Source organism: Mesorhizobium sp. B2-4-3 (genome assembly GCF_006442815.1).
GTDB lineage: Bacteria > Pseudomonadota > Alphaproteobacteria > Rhizobiales > Rhizobiaceae > Mesorhizobium.
Genome location: NZ_VFVL01000002.1, coordinates 263,432 through 283,274 on the forward strand (window position 1 = coordinate 263,432; position 19,843 = coordinate 283,274).

At 63.2% G+C, this 19,843-nt stretch carries 19 protein-coding genes; 13 read left to right on the plus strand and 6 right to left on the minus strand.

What is annotated here, in order from left to right; genetic code table 11:
• Nucleotides 1-4: 4 nt before the first annotated feature.
• Together flgF and FJ956_RS03570 are read right to left on the minus strand one after the other, a co-directional pair.
• Nucleotides 5-727, minus strand: a complete 723-nt coding sequence (gene flgF / locus FJ956_RS03565; RefSeq protein ID WP_140678018.1) for a flagellar basal-body rod protein FlgF — start codon at nt 725-727, stop codon at nt 5-7.
• A gap of 7 nt (nt 728-734) precedes the next feature.
• Complete coding sequence (locus FJ956_RS03570; protein WP_140678014.1) at nt 735-2,546, minus strand: DUF1217 domain-containing protein; 1,812 nt, start codon at nt 2,544-2,546, stop codon at nt 735-737.
• A 148-nt stretch (nt 2,547-2,694) separates the two neighbouring features.
• On the opposite strand from FJ956_RS03570, the gene motA reads away from it, so the two are divergent.
• Genes motA through FJ956_RS03600 form a run of 6 tightly spaced genes read left to right on the plus strand, consistent with a single transcriptional unit; the run spans nt 2,695 to nt 7,594 of the window.
• A complete protein-coding gene (motA, locus tag FJ956_RS03575) occupies nt 2,695-3,570 on the plus strand; it encodes a flagellar motor stator protein MotA (protein ID WP_140632262.1) in 876 nt (291 codons plus the stop codon).
• Nucleotides 3,571-3,604: 34 nt separating this feature from the next.
• On the plus strand, nt 3,605-4,543 hold the full coding sequence (locus FJ956_RS03580) for a FliM/FliN family flagellar motor switch protein (RefSeq protein ID WP_140678012.1): 939 nt from the start codon (nt 3,605-3,607) through the stop codon (nt 4,541-4,543).
• Nucleotides 4,544-4,573: 30 nt separating this feature from the next.
• A complete protein-coding gene (gene fliN, locus FJ956_RS03585; RefSeq protein WP_140678010.1) occupies nt 4,574-4,966 on the plus strand; it encodes a flagellar motor switch protein FliN in 393 nt (130 codons plus the stop codon).
• Between the two features lie 43 nt (nt 4,967-5,009).
• Nucleotides 5,010-6,032: a flagellar motor switch protein FliG gene (locus FJ956_RS03590; protein ID WP_140678008.1), complete on the plus strand. Its 1,023-nt coding sequence runs from the start codon at nt 5,010-5,012 to the stop codon at nt 6,030-6,032.
• Nucleotides 6,033-6,056: 24 nt separating this feature from the next.
• Entirely contained in the window at nt 6,057-7,139 is a 1,083-nt protein-coding gene (flhB, locus tag FJ956_RS03595) for a flagellar biosynthesis protein FlhB (RefSeq protein WP_140678006.1), read from the plus strand.
• Between the two features lie 17 nt (nt 7,140-7,156).
• Nucleotides 7,157-7,594 (plus strand): hypothetical protein, encoded by a 438-nt coding sequence (locus FJ956_RS03600; RefSeq protein ID WP_140678004.1) that lies wholly within the window; start codon nt 7,157-7,159, stop codon nt 7,592-7,594.
• A 59-nt stretch (nt 7,595-7,653) separates the two neighbouring features.
• Here FJ956_RS03600 and FJ956_RS03605 read toward each other — a convergent pair whose 3' ends face one another.
• The 4 genes from FJ956_RS03605 to FJ956_RS03620 all read right to left on the minus strand — a co-directional run bounded on the left by FJ956_RS03605 (nt 7,654) and on the right by FJ956_RS03620 (nt 11,295).
• Nucleotides 7,654-8,424 carry a helix-turn-helix transcriptional regulator gene (locus tag FJ956_RS03605; protein WP_140678002.1) on the minus strand — a complete coding sequence of 257 codons (771 nt, stop codon included), beginning with the start codon at nt 8,422-8,424 and terminating at the stop codon, nt 7,654-7,656.
• Complete coding sequence (locus FJ956_RS03610; RefSeq protein ID WP_140678000.1) at nt 8,421-9,131, minus strand: helix-turn-helix transcriptional regulator; 711 nt, start codon at nt 9,129-9,131, stop codon at nt 8,421-8,423. Before FJ956_RS03610 ends, FJ956_RS03605 begins: the two co-directional genes overlap by 4 nt.
• Before the next feature lie 435 nt (nt 9,132-9,566).
• On the minus strand, nt 9,567-10,598 hold the full coding sequence (locus tag FJ956_RS03615; protein ID WP_140677998.1) for a histone deacetylase family protein: 1,032 nt from the start codon (nt 10,596-10,598) through the stop codon (nt 9,567-9,569).
• A gap of 43 nt (nt 10,599-10,641) precedes the next feature.
• Nucleotides 10,642-11,295, minus strand: a complete 654-nt coding sequence (locus FJ956_RS03620) for a TetR/AcrR family transcriptional regulator (RefSeq protein WP_140677996.1) — start codon at nt 11,293-11,295, stop codon at nt 10,642-10,644.
• A 252-nt stretch (nt 11,296-11,547) separates the two neighbouring features.
• Between FJ956_RS03620 and FJ956_RS03625 the strand changes: the two genes are divergently transcribed.
• The 7 genes from FJ956_RS03625 to FJ956_RS03655 all read left to right on the plus strand — a co-directional run bounded on the left by FJ956_RS03625 (nt 11,548) and on the right by FJ956_RS03655 (nt 19,767).
• Complete coding sequence (locus tag FJ956_RS03625; protein ID WP_140677994.1) at nt 11,548-13,215, plus strand: amidohydrolase; 1,668 nt, start codon at nt 11,548-11,550, stop codon at nt 13,213-13,215.
• A gap of 139 nt (nt 13,216-13,354) precedes the next feature.
• On the plus strand, nt 13,355-14,455 hold the full coding sequence (locus tag FJ956_RS03630) for an ABC transporter ATP-binding protein (protein ID WP_140677989.1): 1,101 nt from the start codon (nt 13,355-13,357) through the stop codon (nt 14,453-14,455).
• Entirely contained in the window at nt 14,455-15,417 is a 963-nt protein-coding gene (locus FJ956_RS03635) for an ABC transporter permease (protein ID WP_140677987.1), read from the plus strand. Before FJ956_RS03630 ends, FJ956_RS03635 begins: the two co-directional genes overlap by 1 nt.
• Nucleotides 15,410-16,222, plus strand: coding sequence for an ABC transporter permease (locus tag FJ956_RS03640; protein ID WP_140677984.1), 813 nt, complete (start codon nt 15,410-15,412; stop codon nt 16,220-16,222). The genes FJ956_RS03635 and FJ956_RS03640 overlap by 8 nt, the downstream gene beginning before the upstream one ends.
• A gap of 45 nt (nt 16,223-16,267) precedes the next feature.
• Complete coding sequence (locus FJ956_RS03645; protein ID WP_181170218.1) at nt 16,268-17,296, plus strand: extracellular solute-binding protein; 1,029 nt, start codon at nt 16,268-16,270, stop codon at nt 17,294-17,296.
• A 67-nt stretch (nt 17,297-17,363) separates the two neighbouring features.
• A complete protein-coding gene (locus FJ956_RS03650) occupies nt 17,364-18,560 on the plus strand; it encodes a serine hydrolase (RefSeq protein ID WP_140677981.1) in 1,197 nt (398 codons plus the stop codon).
• Between the two features lie 28 nt (nt 18,561-18,588).
• The gene (locus FJ956_RS03655) at nt 18,589-19,767 is read left to right on the plus strand and encodes a serine hydrolase (RefSeq protein WP_140677978.1); all 1,179 of its coding nucleotides are present in this window, start codon (nt 18,589-18,591) and stop codon (nt 19,765-19,767) included.
• The last annotated feature ends 76 nt before the right edge of the window (nt 19,768-19,843 follow it).

Here is a 19,843-nt window from a genome sequence, read left to right on the forward strand (position 1 = left end):
GCCGTCACTTCGAGCCAAGCGTCTTGATCGCGTCGTCGGTCGAGGAATCGGTCTGCCGCATCATCGCCGCCGTGTTCTCGAAAGCGCGCTGCACCTGGATCAGCCGGGTCATTTCCAGCACCGGGTTGACGTTCGATTCTTCCAGAAACCCTTGAGCGACGCCGACGTCCGAGCGATCGGTGACGGGTTCGGGCGTGCGCGCCGGAACGATGCCCGAATTGCCGTAGCGGACGAAATTCTCGCCAGGGTCGAAATTGTAGAGGCCGATCGCGCCGGCCAGCTGGTCGTTCTGCCTGAGCGAGCCGTCGGCGCCCGCCTTGGGCGGGCCGTTGCGCGGATCGAGCTGGATCGGAGCGCCGCCGCTGTCCAGCACCGGGTAGCCTTCGATCGACATCAGTTCGCCGTTCTCGTTCATGGAGAAGCGGCCATCGCGCGTCATCACCGTGCCGGCGGGCGTCTCGATCGCGAACCAGGCGTCGCCCTGGACGGCGAAGTCGAATGGGTTGCCGGTTTCGGTCAACGCGCCATGCGCGCCGGAAAGATAGGTCTTGCCGGGCGAGGCGAAGGAGACCGACTTCGGCCCGGTGCCCGAGACCACATCCTCGAACTTCACGCCGGTGGCGCGAAAGCCGATGGTCGAGGCGTTGGCGACGTTATCGGCGATGGTGTCGAGACGACGCTCGAGCGCGATCTGAGAGGAAAGGGCGACGTAAAGACTGTCCTGCATGATCTTCTCAGAACTTCAACTGCTGCATGGCCATCATCAGATCGGTGGAGATGCCGACACTGGTCGGCTGCGCAAAGAGCACGCTGACCGATGACACGGCCGTCGAGGTCGGATGGTCGATCTCGTACATGCTGGTGAAGCGGGTCAGGAATTTGCCGAGCTTCTCGGGGTCGGTGAAGTCCGAGATGTCTAGCTTCTGCTCGAAGAGCTGCGCCTGCTTGTCGATGTCGGCGGTGGCGAAGGAATCGGGCAGGCCGAGCGCGCTGCGGACCACGCTGGCTAAAGCGGTGTCGGCGAGCACGTCGTACCAGCTGGCGATGTCCGGTGCCTTGCGCTGGAAATAAAGCGCCAGCCGCACGCCTTCATTGGTCTTGCCGGCATCCTCCTCCAGTGTCTGGCGCATGTACATGTCGACAGTCGGCTGCTGCGCCGGGTTGGTGGTGGTCGCATTTTCGCCGTACTGCTCGAAGTTGAAGGCGGTGGCGAGCCCGGCATAGGCCTTGTTGGTCATCTTGTTGGCGACGCTGTCGGGGTCGCGAACGCCGCCGGCAAGGACGCTGCGGATGAGGTCCTTACTCTCCGTGGCCGGATCGAGCCCATAAGCCGAGAGCGCATAGTTGTACAATCGGCTGTTGGCCATCAGATCGTCGATGGATTTCACGTTCGTGACATTGGCAAGGTAGTACGCGGTCTCTGACGCGATGTAGCCCGCATTCGGCGGGATCAGGCCAAGCGCCGACTCCGTCGTATAGATCTTCGGCGTGTCTTTCAGCACCACATCGCGCGACGTCGTCTGATCGCCATATTGGCCAAAGTCGAAAGCCGTGACGAAGTTGGCGTAGCGTTTGTCCGTCAGCTGGTTTGCAGGGCTGTCAGGATCGCTGACGCCGCCCTCGAGCATCGTGCGGATCTGCCGCGATGTTTCGGTCGACGCATCCAGTCCGTAGGAAGCCATGGCGAAGGTCAGCAGACGCTTGTCGGCCATGAGGTCGTCGATCGACTTCACCTTGGAGATGTTTGCCGCGTAATAATCGGCCTCGCTCTTGATGTATTGCGCGCTCGGCTCGACCAGTTTCAATCCGGTTCCAGCCACGTAGCCTGCCGGAACTGCCTGCTGGACCTGATCGCGGGTGGTCGTCTGGTCGCCGTACTGGGCAAAGTCGAAAGCGGCGACGAAATTGGCGTAGCTCTTGTCGGTCAGCTTGTTGGCGGGGCTGTTGGGATCGCTGACGCCACCTTCCAGCATCGCCCTGACGGTTGCTGCCGGTTCGGTTTCAGCGTCCAGCCCAAATGCGGCCATCGCGTATGTCAGCAGGCGGCTGTCGCCCATCAGATCGTCGATCGACTTCACCTTGGAGATGTTGGTGGCGTAGTAGGCGGTCTCGCTCTGGTAGTAAGCGAGCCCGGTCTGCGAGGCGCCGATCTGGACTTGCAGCGCATAGTTCTTGGTCACCAACTGCTGCGCCTTGTTGTAAACCGTCGTATCGGCGCCGTTGGCGGCGAAATTGAAGGCGCTGACGAACTGGGCGTAGCGCTTGTCGGTCAGCTTGTTGGCGAAGCTGTCGGGATCGGACACGCCTTCCTTGAGCGCCTTGACCATGAAGGCCTTGGCATAGTCCATGTCCTCCAGCCCGTAGGCCTTCATGGCATATTTGAACAGGCGGTCGTTGTTGACGAAATCGTCGATCGATTTCACGTTGGTGATGTTGTCCAGATAATATTGGGTATCGCGATCGACCGTCGGCTGCTGCTCGATGCGGGCAATGGACTTGGTGATATCTTTGACGATCAACTGGTAGCTGGTGTAGGTATTGAGCAAAGGACATGCCTCCGGCCGAAGCTATCGCAGCACAATAGCGTCACTTCCTTGCGCGAAGCTGAATCGCGTTCGCTGCCTTCGATTCAAGCCTCACACAAGGCACGGGGACTATCCCTGATCCACGACGTGATATGCGGAAGGACCTGTCGTGGGCATTCTGATCGGACTTGTGGTGACGCTCGGCTGCGTCCTCGGCGGCTTCATGGCCATGGGCGGGCATCTGCATGTGCTGCTGCAGCCATGGGAAGCGGTGGTCATCTGCGGCGCTGCGCTCGGCACCTTCCTCGTCGCCAATCCGATGAAGACGGTCAAGGATACCGGCAAGGGTATTCTCGAAGCCTTCAAGCAGGCGGTGCCGAAGGAGCGCGACTACCTCGAGACGCTGGGCGTCCTGCACAGCCTGATGCGCGAGCTGCGCTCGAAGTCGCGCAGCGAAGTCGAGGCGCATATCGACAATCCGGAGGAGTCGGCCATCTTCCAGGCCTTTCCGACCGTGCTGAAGAACCACGACCTGACACACTTCATCTGCGACTATTGCCGCATCATCATCATCGGCAATGCCCGCTCGCATGAGATCGAAGCGCTGATGGACGAAGAGATCCAGACGATCCGCACCGACAAGCTGAAGGCCTATCACGCGATGGTCGCGGTCGGCGACGGCCTGCCGGCGCTGGGCATCGTGGCGGCCGTGCTCGGCGTGGTGAAGGCGATGGGCGCGCTGGACCAGTCGCCGGAAATCCTCGGCGGCCTGATCGGCGCGGCACTCGTCGGAACCTTCCTCGGCATCTTCCTGTCCTATGCCGTGGTGGGTCCGGTGGCCACCAAGATCAAGACGGTGCGCGAAAAGAAGAACCGCCTCTACATCATCGTCAAGCAGACGCTGCTTGCGTATATGAACGGCGCCTTGCCGCAGGTGGCGATCGAATTCGGTCGCAAGACCATCTCTTCCTACGAGCGTCCGACGATCGATGCCGTCGAGCAGAGCACCATGAACGCCGGCTCCGCCGAGAAGAAGGCGGCCTGAGCATGCAGCATCCCAGACAAGGCCGCCTGCCGTCATGACAAGTCCGGGCAGTCCTTCGCAAACCCGGGAGTTGATCATCGAGCGGCTCGTCGGCGACAGCGGCGAGGCGGCGCAGGTGATCGGCGTCGGCCGCGGCATGGCCGAGCGGGCGCTGCCGGTGTTGCAGAAGGCGCTTGCGGGCGAGCTCGGCGCGCCGGTGGCCGTCGACCTGCAAGCGGTGGAGGTCGGCCGCGTTCCCGAGGCGCGTTCGCGCGCCGGCGATGCCTTTGCGCTGACCGTCGTTGCCTCGCCGGCCTCGGCCGACGCCATGACGCTGGTGATGGATGCGCAAGCGGTCGCCGTCATGGTGAGCGCGCTGTTCGGCGGCGATCCCGACCAGCCGGTGGCGCCGATCGAGCGCGACCTGTCGCAGATCGAGGCCGATGTCGCTACCAGCGTGTTCCAGGAGGTCGCGGCGGCGCTCAACGGTTCCGGCAAACGTTCGCTCGACCTGCGCCTGCCGGTGCCGAAAGCAATGTCGGGCAACGATGCGAGGCGGCGCGTGCTGCGCGACGGCGCCGCCGTGCGCATCGTCTATGGCCTGTCGATACCGTCCGACAGCGGCACGCTCACGGTGACGATCCCGCAGCGCCTGCTGCTTTCCTCGCGCAGCGGCGACGTCGCCACGGGCGAGAACGGCGAGACCACGGAATTCGACTGGCGGGCCCGCTTCTCCGAAGAGGTGATGCGCTCGACCGTCCGGCTCGAGGCGACGATGCCGCTCGCCCGGCTGACGCTCGGCGACCTCGCCGCGTTCGAACCCGGCCAGGTGATCGAATTCGAGGAGAACGCGCAGCTCAACGCCAGGCTCAGCGCCCGCGACAAGACACTGTTTGTCTGCGAGTTCGGCAAGCTGGGGCAGAACTACACCGTCCGCATCAGCCATCCGCATGATGCCGGGCAGGATTTCATCGACGGACTGATGCCGGGCTGACGCCAGGCCCGGGATTCATGGAGACGAAGCATGGCAGCGACAAATGTGGAAGCCGAGGCCGAAACGGAAACCGGCCAACCAAACGAGCAGCTTGATCGCGCTATCGAAGAACTGCGCGGCGTGCTCCGTGAAGAGGAGGGCCGTCCGGACGATGCGCTTCGGTCGGGGGCCAATTCCTCGATCATCATGACCATTCCGGTCGACGTGCAGATCATCCTGGGCAGCACCGAGATGCCCGTGTCGGAGCTGATGGCGCTGCAGAAGGGTTCCACCGTCGCGCTCAATCGCCGCATCGGCGAGCCGGTCGACGTCGTGGTCAACGGCCGCAGAATAGCGCGTGGCGAGATCACGGTGCTGGAAAGCGATCCGACGCGTTTCGGCATCCGGCTCACCGAAATCATCGCCGCGACGAAGAGCGCCTGAGAATGGCCGGCGAGCGGACCAATCGGCAGCGAGGGCAATACGCATGACGACGGCATTAGCGCTGACACGTCCGCAAAAGGCGGCAGCCATATTGGTGGCCATGGGCAAGCCCGCGGCCAGCCGTCTGCTCAAATTCTTCAAACAGGACGAGCTGAAGGCGCTGATCGAGGGTGCGCGTCTCTTACGCACCATTCCACAGGCCGATCTGGAACGTATCGTCGCCGAGTTCGAAGCCGAGTTCACCGAGGGCGCCGGCCTGCTCGATTCAGCCGACCGGATGGATACGATCCTCAACGAATCGCTGTCGCCCGAGGAGATGAGCGCCATCATGGGCGACAAGAAGTTCGAGCCGGTCCCGGAAGGGCCGCCGCCGATATGGCCGGACCTCGAGAAGCTCGAGCCGGCGCGCCTTGGCGGCTTCCTTGCCGGAGAGCATCCGCAGACCTCGGCCATGGTGCTTTCGAAGCTCGCGCCGCAGACGGCCGCGAACGTGCTGCTCACCATGGAAAAGCCGATGCGCAGCCAGATCATCAAACGCATGGTGACAATGGCCAACATCCCGGACGCGGCATCGCGGATCGTCGAGAACCAGCTGCGCATGAGCGTGCTGTCGCAGAAAGCGAGCCGGGACACCACTGCGGGCCAGGAGCGCGTCGCCAGCATGCTCAACGAAATGGCGAAGCCGGAACTGGACGACCTCATGCAGGATCTGGAGGACGTCGGCACGCCCGATCTCGCCGGCGTCAGGGCGCGGCTGTTCGCCTTCGACGACCTGCCGCTGCTGCCGCAGAAAGCCCGGGTTCTGCTGTTCGACGGGCTATCGACCGAGCTCGTCACGCTGGCGCTGCGGGGCGCGCCGTCGGAACTCGCCGAATCGGCGCTCTCGGCGATCGGCGCGCGCTCTCGCCGCATGATCGAATCCGAACTCGGACAAGGATCGGAAGGCATTGCGCTTGCCGACATCATGGCGGCGCGCAAGAGCATATCGGTCGCCGCCATCCGGCTGTCGCGCGAAGGGGCTTTCGATCTGCCCTCGACGCAGACCGCCACCGCCGAAGCCGCCTGACGATAGCCACCCGGTCAAAGAGCCATGGCTGAAGCGGTCGACAAGGATTCCAAAACAGAGGAAGCCACAGAAAAGAAGATCCGCGACACGATCGAACAGGGCAAGCTGCCCCATTCGCGTGAGACCGCGATCCTTGCGTCCTTCCTCGCCATACTGGTTTTCGCCGTCTTCTACGCCAAGGACGCGATCGTCGATCTCGGCATGTTCCTGTCGACGTTCCTGGAAAAGCCGGAAGCCTGGCCGATGGACACCGAGACCGACGTCATCTCGCTCTACAAGCAGGTCATGGTCGAGATCGGCGGCGCCGTCGTCAGCCTGCTGGTGCTGCTGACGGTTGCCGGCATCGGCGCCTCGGTGTTCCAGAATATGCCGCAAATCGTCGGCGAACGGATCAGGCCGCAGCTGTCGCGCATCTCGATCACCAAGGGCTGGAGCCGGATGTTCGGCGTGCAGGGCTGGGTCGAATTCCTGAAGTCGCTGGCCAAGCTCGGCTTCGCTATCGCGGTGTTGACCTTCACGCTCTCGGAAGATCATCGCAAGCTGCTCGCCGGGATGATCACCAATCCGGTCTCGTTCGGCCTGGTCATACGCGGCATCTTCATCGACATATTGGTGGCGATCGTCTTCGTCATGGGGCTGATCGCGGTGGTCGACATCGTCTGGTCGCGTTTCCACTGGCGGCGCGACCTGCGCATGACCAAGCAGGAAGTCAAGGACGAGCTGAAGCAGTCGGAAGGCGATCCGATCGTCAAGTCGCGGCTGCGCTCGCTGGCGCGCGACCGGGCGCGCAAGCGCATGATGACGGCCGTGCCGCGCGCGACGCTGGTGATCGCCAACCCGACGCACTATTCGATCGCGCTGAAATATGTGCGGGAGGAAGATTCCGCGCCGATCGTGCTGGCCAAGGGGCAGGACCTGGTGGCGCTCAAGATCCGCGAGATCGCCAGGGAGAACAACATCCCGATCTTCGAGGACGTGGCGCTCGCGCGCTCCATGTACAAGCAAGTTTCGGTTGATAGCGTGATCCCGTCGCAATTCTACCAGGCGGTCGCCGAGTTGGTGCGGATCGTCTACTCGAAGAAGGCCACGCGCAAAGCAACCCAATGAACGGACGCCGCTAATCCATGGACCGGCAACCACACGCCAATTCCCGCGAGCTGATCGTCGCCAGCGCCATCGAGCCCGTGGTGGGCGAATTGAGGCTCATCGACGTTGCCGACTATATCGCCTTCATCCGGCTCGAGCATTTCGCCTGCCTGTCGGACCTGGTGGATTCGGCGGCCGAGCTTTACTTCCGGCCGGGCACGCTGCGGCTCGGCCATGGCGGCGAGGCGCATGTCGACTGGAGCGGCAGCCCGCGCATCGTGCTCGATCTCGAGCTGCGGCCGCGCGGCGTGACGGTCTATTTCCAGCTGACGCTGACCGAGCACGAGGCGTCCGTGGTGGTCAACTACGTGTCGTTCGAGAAGCCCGGCGAGACGCCCGAGCACAACACCGCCTTGCTCGAGGACGCGATCGAAGAGGCTCGCATCCGCAGGACCGAGCCGCTCGCATTCCCCTGACGATTTGATTGCAGCCGAGCCAATCTCGCTGCAGCGTTTACAGCGCCGCGGCTGTGTAGCTATTCGATCAGGCCGAGCCGCAACGCCTTGGCGACCGCCTGGTTGCGGTTGACCGCGTTGAGCTTCTGCGTCGACTGGGTGAGGTACTGGTTGGCGGTATGCACCGAGAGCTTGAGGAGCTTGGCGATCTCCTCGCTGGTGTTGCCGTTGGCGGTCAGCTTCAGGCATTCAAGCTCGCGCTTGGAGATCGAGCGCGTCCTGCCGGTGTCGCCGGGGCGGATGCGGGCGACCGCCGCGAAAAGCGCGAAGGAGCGGGCATGGATCTCGCACAGCGTTTCGTCGGACAGAGCGATCTCCGAGCCCATGAAGACGACCAGCCCTAATTGGCCGCGATCGGCATGCACCGGAAAGGCGATGCCGTTGGTGCCGGGCGCCAGCGGCGCGGTCGGCTCGGTCCAGGCGAGCTGCTGAAAGGCTTGCCGCGATCCGGCGGCGCCGTCGTCGGCCCACCAGCGCGGCGTCGTCGAGATGCGGCTGTGGCGCACCATGTCCTCGCCATTGGCGCCGGAGATGAACTTGGTCGCGACAGCGGTGCCGGGATAGTCGGAATCGAAACACGCCACGAGACGCGCGCGCTCGGGCGAGGGGCTGACGAAATAGAGGCCGAAGGCCGAGGCGTTGATATCGACGGCGATCCAGCGGCAGCGGCGCACGGCATCCGGAATGGTGACCGCGTGATGGGTCTCCGAGCCGAGCGAGAAGGCGCCGAACGGATTGCGCTGATCGTTGAAAAGGGCCGCGGCGGCCTCTTTGACCTGTGCGTGCTTCAAATGATGCCGCTCCTGATCGCGGTCGCGATCGCCATCGCGCGGTTCGAGGCCGCGAACTTCTGGATGGCGTGCGTGATGTAGCTGTTGACGGTGTTCGACGAGACACCGAGGATGACGGCCACCTCATCGGTGGTCTTGCCTTCCGAAACCCAGAACAGGCATTCGCGCTCGCGGTCCGACAGCGGATCCTGCATGGACGCCGCGGCGATCAGCTGCGGAATGCTGGAAAGCGCGTAGCAGCATTTGATCTGCGCCTTCATCAGGGCGGCCAGGTCGATCTTGCCCGCCTCGGCGGCCGAGAACAGGACGAACACGCGCTGCCGGCCGACGTTGAGCCGCAACGAATAGATCTCGGCGTGGCCGAGCACGTCGAGCAGGCGGGCTTCCTCGCCGGTCAGTAATGCGCCGGCGTCGGGCGCGTGCGCCGCCACCAGCGGCTTCGGGCGTACGCCCGGCGCCACGGTCAAGGGGCCCAGCGCCAGGTTGGCAATCAGCCTTTTGCCGATCAGCTCGATGGCATCGAAGATCCAGTTCGAGGAGACGATGCGCGCATCGTTGCGGTCCTGGTCATGCACGATGGCGACCAGCATGTAGCTGTCGGCGCCGATATCGGCGGCAAGCTGCATGAAGAAGCTGGTGAGATCGCCGCGCGACGTCAGGCGCGAGCCTGAAGCGTCGGGTTGGAGAAGCGCGGCGGGACTGCTCATTTTCAATTCTTGGATTCTTGCCGGAATCGATCCTTGTGCCCGGTGCTGGCAAAACCAGCGGCCGGACCCGAAACGCGTCACGTTTACGAAGACACACCCACGGGCGCGAACGGCGCCAACCGCGCCGAATCCCTCTAGGGAACGCGAAACCGTCCGCGTCTGGTACCGGCCTGGCGCCGGGACTTGAGACTTTGGGTGGTCGCCGCGCCCCCCATGGACCGGCTGATTCGGGTCTAATCTACCCGCAGATGAATCCGACATCAAACGCGATTTGACAAAATCGAATCTGATGGACTCGCTTTGCGACTCAGCAGCCGGTCTTGGCGTTACTTGGCGGTGATTTCAAAGTCGAATTGAGCCGATGATTTCGCGGCGGGGTCGTAAAAATACGCCCCCGGTTGCATCCGAGGGCGTATCTCCTTGAACGGGATTGGCTTAGCGATCCTCGAAACCGGTCAGCACGCCGACGGCGTTGATGCCGATCTCTTCGACGGCGTAGCCGCCTTCCATGACGAACAGCGTCGGCAGGCCGAGCCTGGCGATGCGGCGGCCGATCTTGGGGTAGTCCTCGCTCTTCAGCTTGAACTGGCTGATCGGATCCTTCTCGAACGTGTCGACGCCGAGCGAGACGATGACAACATCGGGGGCGTAGGCCGCGAGCCTGGCGCAGGCATCCTCCAGCGACGCGCTCCAGCCGTCCCAGCTGGTGCCGAAGGGCATCGGGTAATTGACGTTGAAACCTTCGCCTTCGCCTTCGCCGCGCTCGTCGGCATGACCGAGGAAGAACGGATACTCGACCATCGGGTCGCCATGCAGGTTGAGGACCTGGATGTCGCCGCGGCGGTAGAAGATCTCCTGCGTGCCGTTGCCGTGATGGTAGTCGACATCGAGGATCGAGACGCGTTTGGCGCCCTGGTCGCGATACCACTGCGCGACGACGGCGGCGTTGTTGATGAAGCAGTAGCCGCCCATGAAAGCAGCGCCGGCGTGATGGCCGGGCGGGCGGCAAAGCGCGAAGGCGGTGCGCTCGCCGCCCTTGACCAAAGCGGCGGCGGTCAGCGCGACGTCATAGGAGGACTTGATCGCCGCCCAGGTGCCTTCGACGAAGGTGGCGCCGGCGTCGAAGGAATAATAGCCGAGCAAGGCATCGACGCGCTTCGGCGGCACGTCGCCGCGCAGGCCGCGCGTCGGCCAGGTGAAGCCCATGGCCGAGCCCTTGAAGCCGGCGGCAACCCATTCCGGCCACACCGTCGGCAGGAAATCGATGTAACGGGCTTCATGCACGCGTTTGGCGGCGGCGAGGTCGTGCTCGGTCGGTCCGACGATCGGCCCGAGCTTCTCGCTCTCCACCCGCGCCCTGATGAATTCGGCCCGCGACGGCTTCTCGAAGCCCGGCACGATCGCCGATGTGACCAGTTCCATCTGGCCTGAATGGCCGGCATGAAGCGGCGAATAGACAGTTTTCATAGAAATTCCCCTGGAAGTGCGAAATCGGTTGGAGGTGCGAAAATCACTCGAGGTTGAGATGGGGGGTCACCAGAGCGAGCCACATGGCTTCCACATCGTCCTCGATGAGGTCGAATGTCCTGCGGTCCCTCTTCAGCCCGACAAGCCGGCAGACATGGCCGACTTCCATCATCAGCACGCCGAGCCGGCTGGCGATCTTGTCTTCGAGAGCCGGATTCACATGCTGCAGCCACGCGGCGTAGAGGGCGATGATCTCCTTGTCATATTCGTCCTGGATCGGCCTCAGGTCGGCATTGCCGGATATGGCCTCGATCACCGGCATCAACGTGGCGTTGTCGAGATAGAGCCTGGACGTGTCGATGAAGAGCTTACGCACTTCGCGCCGAAATTCGTCGCGGTTGGTTGGCCGGGGGACGTCGATGCGCTTCTGGATGACCTTGGGAAAAGATGACAGCCAACGCCGGGCCAGGTCCAGAAGAATGGCCTCCTTGTTGGGAAAGTACTGATAAACCGAACCGACCGACAAGCCCGCGCGCTGCGCGATGGCGAGCGTCGTCGGCGTTCTGGTTCCTTGCTCGCGCGTCAGGATCAGCGCCGCGTCTAGTATCCTGTCGACCACCTTGCTTGACCGTTGCTGCCGCGGCTGCTTGCGCGGTTCGAGCGCTATCTTGGTCTTGCGGTCGAGACTGCGCTTCACTGCTCGTTGCCCCCCCCGTTCCCCGCTCGGCCTCACCATCGGCGCGCGGTGCAGTCCACTATACATTCCAAATTCCGGCTGTTGACAAACGCGAATAAACAGTCGCATTCTTTATCCACGCTGTCTTCCACGATAACAAGGGGAATTTCGAAGACGGCGCATCGGCATCGACTTTTGTTCATGGCGTCGCCCGGTGGAGCGGCGGCTCGTCGGACGTGGCGTGTCGGTCCCTCAGCAGAATGTGGAGTCGCGATGTCGGTTGCGGATGGTGGTGCGGATCTGGTGGTCGTCAACGGCCGCGTGCTGACCATGGACGATGACAATCCCGCTGCCGAGGCTGTTGCCGTCAAGGACGGCGTCATCATTGCCATCGGCGACCGCGCTTCTATCGAAGAACTCAAGGGACCGGCGACAAAGGTCGTCGACGCCCAGGGCGGCTCCGTCCTGCCGGGCTTCATCGAAGCACATATGCATCTCTTCGGCGGCGCGGCCGAGCTCGACAATCTGCATCTGGCGGGCGTGCACGGCTTCGACGCGTTGCGCGACGCGATCCAGGATTTCGCCGCCAAGCGCCCGGACGCCAGGCTTCTGATCGGCGCCGGCGTCGACTACGCGATCCTGCCGGAGCCGGTGACGCGCCACGATCTCGACCGCATCATTCCCGACCGGCCCTTCGCCATGTCGGCTTCGGACCACCACACGATGTGGGCGAACACCAAGGCACTGGAAGAGGCCGGGCTGCTGCATGGCAGGCAGGTCGGACAAGGCAACGAGATCGTCATGGGCGCCGACGGGCTTGCCGCCGGCGAGCTGCGCGAAGGCGAGGCGTTCGGGCCGCTCCTCGACCATTACGGGGCAAACCGGACGCGGCTCGGCCTCGAGGGCGCCGAGCCGGATCCCTATCCTTCGGCGAAGGAACTGGCAGCCGATCGCGACCTGATGCATCGCGGCCTTGAATGGTGCGCCAAGCATGGCATCACCTCGATCCAGAACATGGACGGCAATCTCTACCAGCTCGAGTTGCTGGCCGGGCTGGAAAAAGAGGGGCGGCTGCTTTGCCGCACCAAGATCCCGTTCCATTTCAAGAATTTCATGAAGCTGGACATGCTGGAAAAAGCCTCGCGGATGGCCGCGAGCTACAATTCGGAATGGCTGTCGTCCGGCATGGTCAAGCTCTTCTACGACGGCGTGCTGGATTCCTGGACGGCGGTGATGGTCGACGACTATGCCGACCGTCCCGGATGGCGCGGCGAGCCGCTGTTTTCGCCGGAGCATTTCGCCGAAGTGGCGGTCGAAGCCGACAGGCGCGGCCTGCAGATTGCCGTGCATTCGATCGGCGACGGCGCGGTGCGGGCGGTGCTCGACGGCTACCAGACGGCGCTCAAGAAGAACGGCCGGCGCGACAGCCGGCATCGCGTCGAGCATATCGAGGTGACCACGGCCTCCGACGTGCCGCGCTTCGCGGAGCTTGGCGTGCTTGCCTCGATGCAGCCGGCACATCCGCCCGGCGCCATGAACTTCCCGATGGAGCCGACGATCTCGCGCATCGGCCGCGACAAGTGGGCGCTGAGCTATGCCTGGCGCACGCTGAAAAATGCCGGCGCGCGCGTGGTGTTCGCGTCCGACTGGCCGGTTTCGCCGGTCGATCCGATCCTGTCCATCCAGGCGGCAGTGATGCGCAAGCCTTGGGCAGAAGGCATGCCGGACCAGAGCTTCTCGTTGCAGGAAGCAATAGAGGGCTACACGGTCGAGGGCGCTTACGCCGAGTTCAAGGAGGACCGCAAGGGTCGCCTCAAAACCGGATATCTCGCCGATATCGTCGTTTTGTCGGCCGATATCGAGGCGACCGCGCCGGAAGCGCTGCACACCGTGCGTCCGGTGACCACCATCTGCGGAGGGAAGATCACCTACCAAGCCTAACGATGGCATAGGAATTGCTTAATTGAATAGGGACTCGGATCGAGTCACTGCTGCGCAGTTGCCAAGCCGACCGGCTTGTGGTGACAATCAAACAGGAACACACCTGCCGACAAGAGCAGGCTCTCTCAATGGGGTAATCGTGCCGGAACAACCGGGTAAGAACGCGATTGAAGTTCGCGGTGTTCGCAAGGTCTTTGGTACCGGCGAAAACCAGGTAGCCGCTCTCGACACGGTGTCGGTGTCGATCCGCGAAAACGAGTTTTTCACTTTGCTCGGCCCGTCCGGATGCGGAAAGACGACGCTGCTGAGACTGATTGCCGGCTTCGATTTCCCGACCGCCGGCGAGATCCTGCTGCACGGGCAGGACATCGCGCCGCTGCCGCCCTTCAAGCGCCCGGTCAACACTGTCTTCCAGAGCTACGCGCTCTTCCCGCACATGACGGTGGCGCAGAATATCGGCTTCGGGCTGGAAATGCTCGGCAAGCCGAAAGGGGAGACCGAAGCGCGTGTCGCCCAGATGCTGAAGCTGGTCAAGATGGAGGCGCTGAAGGCGCGCCGCACCAGCCAGATTTCGGGCGGCCAGCAGCAGCGCGTGGCGCTGGCCCGGGCGCTGGCGCCGCAGCCGAAGGTGCTTCTGCTCGACGAGCCTTTGTCTGCGCTGGACTACAAGCTGCGCAAGGAAATGCAGATCGAATTGAAGCGGCTGCAGAACGAAACCGGCATCACCTTCATCTTCGTCACCCACGACCAGGAAGAAGCGCTGACGATGTCCGACCGTATCGCGGTCATGTCGGCCGGCAAGATCCTGCAGGTCGGCACGCCGCGCGACATCTACGACCGGCCGGCCGAACGCTTCGTCGCCGACTTCATCGGCGAGACGAATTTCCTGCCAGGCACGGTGGTGTCGAAGCAGGCCGGGGTGGCGACGGTCAAGTTCGCCAGCAACGCGACGATCGCCGCAGGCTATCCGGAAGGCTTCGATCCGACCGACGAGGTGACGCTGGTGGTGCGGCCCGAGCATGCCGATCTTGTGCCCGATCCGGCCAAGGGCACGATCGCCGGAACGCTGTCCAACATCGTCTATTTCGGCACCGACACGCATTATCACGTGAAGCTCGACGGCGGCGACAATTTCATCGTGCGCCATCAGAACAGCCGCTCGTCGCCGGTGACCTACGCGACCGGCGCCAAGGTCGGCATCCAGTTCGAGGAGGACGCCGCCCGCGTTCTGAAAGACTGATGACGACAGCCACGCTCTCCCCAAGCCCGCTGTCGCAACCACCGCTCTCCAAGGCCGCGTTGTTCGAGGCCCAGGCGGTGAAAGCCGGCGCGCGGCGCAACCGGCTGCTGTCGCTGCCGGCGCTGATCATCATCGGCATATTCGGCGTGCTGCCGCTCATCATCATCTGCGTCTACTCGTTCCTCGTCGCCGCGCCCTATGGCGGCGTGCAATGGCATTTCTCGACCGACGCCTATCTGAACTTCCTGTTCCAGCGGGACATTTTCGACGATACGCTGCAATTCACGCCGGATTTCCTGATCATCTACCTGCGCTCCTTCCTGTTCGCGGTGGTGACGACGATCATCTGCCTGCTGCTCGGGTTTCCGACCGCCTATTTCATGGCGACGCGATCGCCGGCGCAGCGCAACTGGTGGGTGCTTCTGATCACTATCCCGTTCTGGTCGAACCTTCTGGTCCGCACGCTGGCGATCATGTTCATCATTCGCGACGAGGGCCTGATCAACGACGCGCTTCTGGCGCTCGGCGTGATCGATAAGCCGATCACGATGCTCTACACCAACTTCGCCATCCAGCTCGGCCTGCTCTACGCCTTCCTGCCGTTCATGGTGCTGCCGCTCTATTCGAGCCTGGAGAAGCTCGACTTCCGCCTGGTCGAGGCAGCCTACGATCTTTACGCGACGCGCCGGCAGGTGCTCTGGCGAGTGATCATCCCGCTGTCCAAGCCCGGCATCATCGCCGGCTGCCTGCTCGTCTTCATCCCGGCGCTCGGCGCCTATGTGACGCCGCTGATCCTGGGCGGCGGCGTGCACCTGATGATCGGCGATCTCATCGCGCAGCAATTCGGTTCGGGCCGCAACTGGCCGCTCGGCTGCGCGCAGGCACTAATCCTGATGGCGGCGGTGCTGGTGGCGTTGTTCTTCTATGTCCGCAACACGTCGGGGAAGATGCAGCATGGCTGAGCCCCGCGTCATGGACATCAAGGACCAGCCGGGCTTCCGCTCGATCGCCATCATCTGCCTGCTGGTGCTCTATATACCGGTGCTGATCCTAATGATCTTCTCGTTCAACAGCGGCTCGCTGGTCACGCATTGGGAAGGCGTCACGCTCAATTGGTACGGTAGCGCGTTCCTCAACGAGGAGTTCCACAGCGCCGCGAAGAACACGCTGATCATCTCGGTGACCGCGACGATCGTCTCGACCATCTGCGCGACTCTTGCCGCGATCGGCATGACAAGGGTGAAGCCATGGCGCGGGCTTGCCGCGGCATTCATGGTCATCAACCTGCCGCTGATGGTGCCGGAGATCATCACGGCGGTGGCGACGCTTTCCTTCTTCGCGCTGATCGCCGGGACGTTCGGGCTGAATTTCGGCATCGGCAATCTGATCTTCGCCCACACAGTGTTCTGCATCCCCTTCGCCTATATGCCGATCAGGGCGCGGCTCGAGGACATGGACCTGACGCTGGAATATGCGGCGGCCGACCTTTACGCGACGCCGTGGAACGCCTTCAAGCGCATCACACTGCCGCTGCTGGTCCCCGGCATCATGTCGGGCGCGGCGCTGGCCTTCATCGTCTCCTTCGACGATTTCACCATCACGCAGCTCGTCGCCGGCCCCGGCCAGACGACGCTGCCCCTCTATATCTGGAACCAGATCCGGCGGCCGATGACGCCGGAGATCAACGCCATCTCGACCATCCTGCTCCTGGTGTCGATCCTGTTCGTCTCGGTCTCGTTCCTGATCGCACGGCGACGCGCAAAATGATCCAAGAGCTCCAACACAACAATGGGAAGGCAAGGAGAACATAAAATGTCTGGAAAACTGATGACGGCCGTTTCCGCGGCCGTTCTGCTATGGGCAGTACCGGCGCTCGCCGACGGCGAACTGCATATCTATAACTGGGGCGACTACACCAACCCCAAGCTGATCGACAAGTTTCAGAAGCAGTACAACGTCAAGGTGACGCTCGACGACTACGATTCCAACGAAACGATGCTGTCCAAGGTGCGCGCCGGCAATTCCGGATACGACATCGTCGTGCCGTCGGACTATACCGTGAAGATCATGGTCGAAGAGGGCCTGCTCGAAAAGACCGAGCCAAACGCGATGCCAAACGGCAAGAACATCGATCCGCGCTTCGTCGACGTCTATTGGGACTCCGGCCGGCACTACACCGCACCGTGGCAGTTCGGCACGACGGCGTTCTCGGTCAACATGGACAAGTTCAAGGGCGACATCAACACGCTGGCGATCCTGTTCAACCCGCCGGACGAGCTCAAGGGCCAGATCAATGTGCTCGACGACGTCAACACCGTCATGCACGCGGCCGAGCGCTACGCCGGCGTGCCGCGCTGCGGCGCCGACAAGGCCAGCCTGAAGAAGGTCAACGACATACTGATGGCCGCCAAGCCGTCTTGGAAGACCTTCAGCTACGATACCATCACCAAGATCACCTCCGGCGACGTCATCGTGTCGGAGCAGTGGAACGGCGCCAGCTACCGCTCGCGCCAGAAGATACCGGCGATCAAGTATTCCTATCCGAAGGAAGGCATCGAAGGCTGGATGGACAATGTCGCGGTGCTGAAGGGGGCCAAGAACCTCGAGAACGCCAAGCTGTTCCAGGACTTCGTCATGGCGCCTGAGAACGCGGCGTTGATCTCGGAGTTCGCCGGCTACGACAATGGCATCGCCGGCAGCCACAAATTCCTGCCTACGGAATTCGCCAACTCGCCGGAAATCAGCCCTCCGGCCGGCTCGCCGACGCCGGAATTCGTGCCGCCATGCCCACCTGACGTGGTGGAGATCTACAACAAGATCTGGACCAACCTGCGCAAATAATTTTGCCGGAACGCATGAAGGAGGGGAGGCTCCGGCCTCCCTTTCTTGTGTCTGCTGGGAGGACACTATGACGTCTTATCGCAACTCCGAGCCACGGCCGCCGATCATGCAGGGCTCGCCACCGAAGCTGGTGCCGCCGAAGCTCGATTGGGACCGGCCGCCGTGGAACCGCTGGGCCTTCCAGCACATCCGCGAATTCCTGCCGACGGTCGAGGTCTGGCGCGGCAGCGGCCATCGCCATCGCCTGGAGCGCAACGAAGTCGACCTCGATGGGTTGGCTGTCGTGGACAGCAACGGAGCGCCGACAACGCTCGCCGGCCTGCTCGACGACACCTATGCCGACGGCTTCCTGGTGCTGAAGGACGGCAGAATAGCCTATGAGCGCTATTTCAACGGCATGGACGAGCGCACGCTGCATCTGTCGCAATCGATGGCGAAATCGGTCACCGGAGCGGTGTGCGGCATCCTGGTCGGGCGCGGCCTGATCGATCCGGGCAGGCTGGTCACCGACTATCTGCCGGAGCTCGGCGAGACCGGTTGGGCCGGCGCCACCGTGCTGCAGGTGCTCGACATGACGACGGGCGTGCGCTTTTCCGAGGAATACACCGATCGCTACTCCGAGATTGGTCAGGTCGATGTCGCGACCGGCTGGAAGCCCATCCCGCCGGGCAGCGACCCGGAATTTGCGTGGCCGTCGCACCTGTTCGAGCTGATCCTGCGGCTGAAGGACAGAGTGCGCCCGCATGGCGAGGCCTTCGAATACCGCTCAATCGAGACCGATGTGCTCGCCTTCATCATGGAACGGGTGAGCGGCAAGCGCCTGGCGCGGCTCGTCTCCGAAGAACTCTGGCAGAAGCTCGGCGCCGACGAGAGCGCCTGCTTCACCGTCGACAGTGCCGGCTATGCGCTGGCCGATGGCGGCTTCAACGCGACGCTGCGCGACTATGGCCGCTTCGGGCAACTAATTCTCGACAATGGCGGCGGCGTGATCCCGGCCGACTGGATCGAGGCGACGCGCAACGGCAAGCACGGGCCGAATTTCAGCCCGAGCCTGCCGGACGGCAGCTACCGCAACCAGTTCTGGATCGAGGATTCGCGCTCGCGCTCGCTGATGTGCCGCGGCGTGTTCGGCCAATTGATCCATATGAGCTGGGAACACCGGATGGTCGTGGTGAAGCTTTCGACCTATCCGGATTTCCTCAACTCCGCCTATTCGGTGGCGACGCAGAAGGCGGTGCACGCCATCGCCGCCGCGCTGGCCTGAAACCGCAAATAAGATCCGGGAGAGTGTCGTGACCGGCAAGACCGCGTTCGAGACCAAATATGGCTTTGCCCGCAAGGATGTGCGGCTCGACAACTGGCGACTGGCGCCGTTCAACCGATGGTCCTTCCAGAATGTCGGCGAGCTGGTGCCGAGCGTGCATGTCGCGGCGGCGCCCGGCGGCGAGAGCCAAGCGAAATCGCTCGGCGCATTGCTTGAGGAAAAGATACCGCTCGCCGGTGGCGGCGAGACCGTCGAGAGCTTCCTGAAGCGTTCCGACACGGACGGGCTGACGATCCTCAAGGCGGGCAAGCTGATCGGCGACTGGTCGGCGCCGCATATGCCGTTCGGAGCCCGCCACATCATCTTTTCGATCAGCAAGTCGGTGACGGTGATTCTCTCAGGCATACTGGAAGGTGAGGGGATATTTGACCTCGACGCACCGGTTACAGAATACATCCCCGAAGCCAAGGGCTCCGCCTATGGCGATGCGAGCGTGCGCAACGTGCTCGACATGACGGTCAGCCTCGATTTCGAGGAAGCCTATCTCGATCCGGAAAGCGCCTTTGCCCGCTACCGACGCTCGACGTTGTGGAACCCCGGCGGCGGATCGGAAAGCCTCGCGGCATTCCTGATGACGATCCAGCGGCTTGCCGAGCCGCATGGCCAGACCTATCGCTACCGTTCGCCCAATTCCGATGTGCTCGGCATCCTGGTCGAACGCGCCTCCGGCAAGCGCGTCAGCCAATTGCTCAGCGAGAAACTGTGGCAGCCGCTGGGTGCCGCAAGCGAAATGTCGGTGACGGTCGACATGGAAGGCACGGCGCGCACGGCCGGCGGCATGTCGATGACGCCGCGCGACCTTGCCCGCATCGGCGAGATGATGCGGCAGGGCGGCACCGCCAATGGCCGCCGCATCGTGCCGGAAGCCTGGGTGCGAGACACGGTCGCCACCGGCGGCAGCTTTGAGGCCTGGCAACGCGGCACGATGGCGTTCCTGTTCCCGAAGGGACGCTACCGCAACAAATGGTACCAGACCGGCCATGACAGCGGCGCCTTCTGCGGCATCGGCATCCACGGCCAGTGGCTTTACGTCAATCCGAAGAGCGAAGTGGTCATCGCCAAGATGTCGTCGCAGCCGGAACCGGTGGACGACAAGCTGGATGGGGAGCTCGTGGCGTTCTTCGAGGCGTTGAGCGGGCTGGTTTGAGCCGACCCGGGGTTGGTTCCTAGGGCTGTTTTCTGTGGACCTTCGGAGCATGATGAAACCGTTGCGGTTGGCGTAG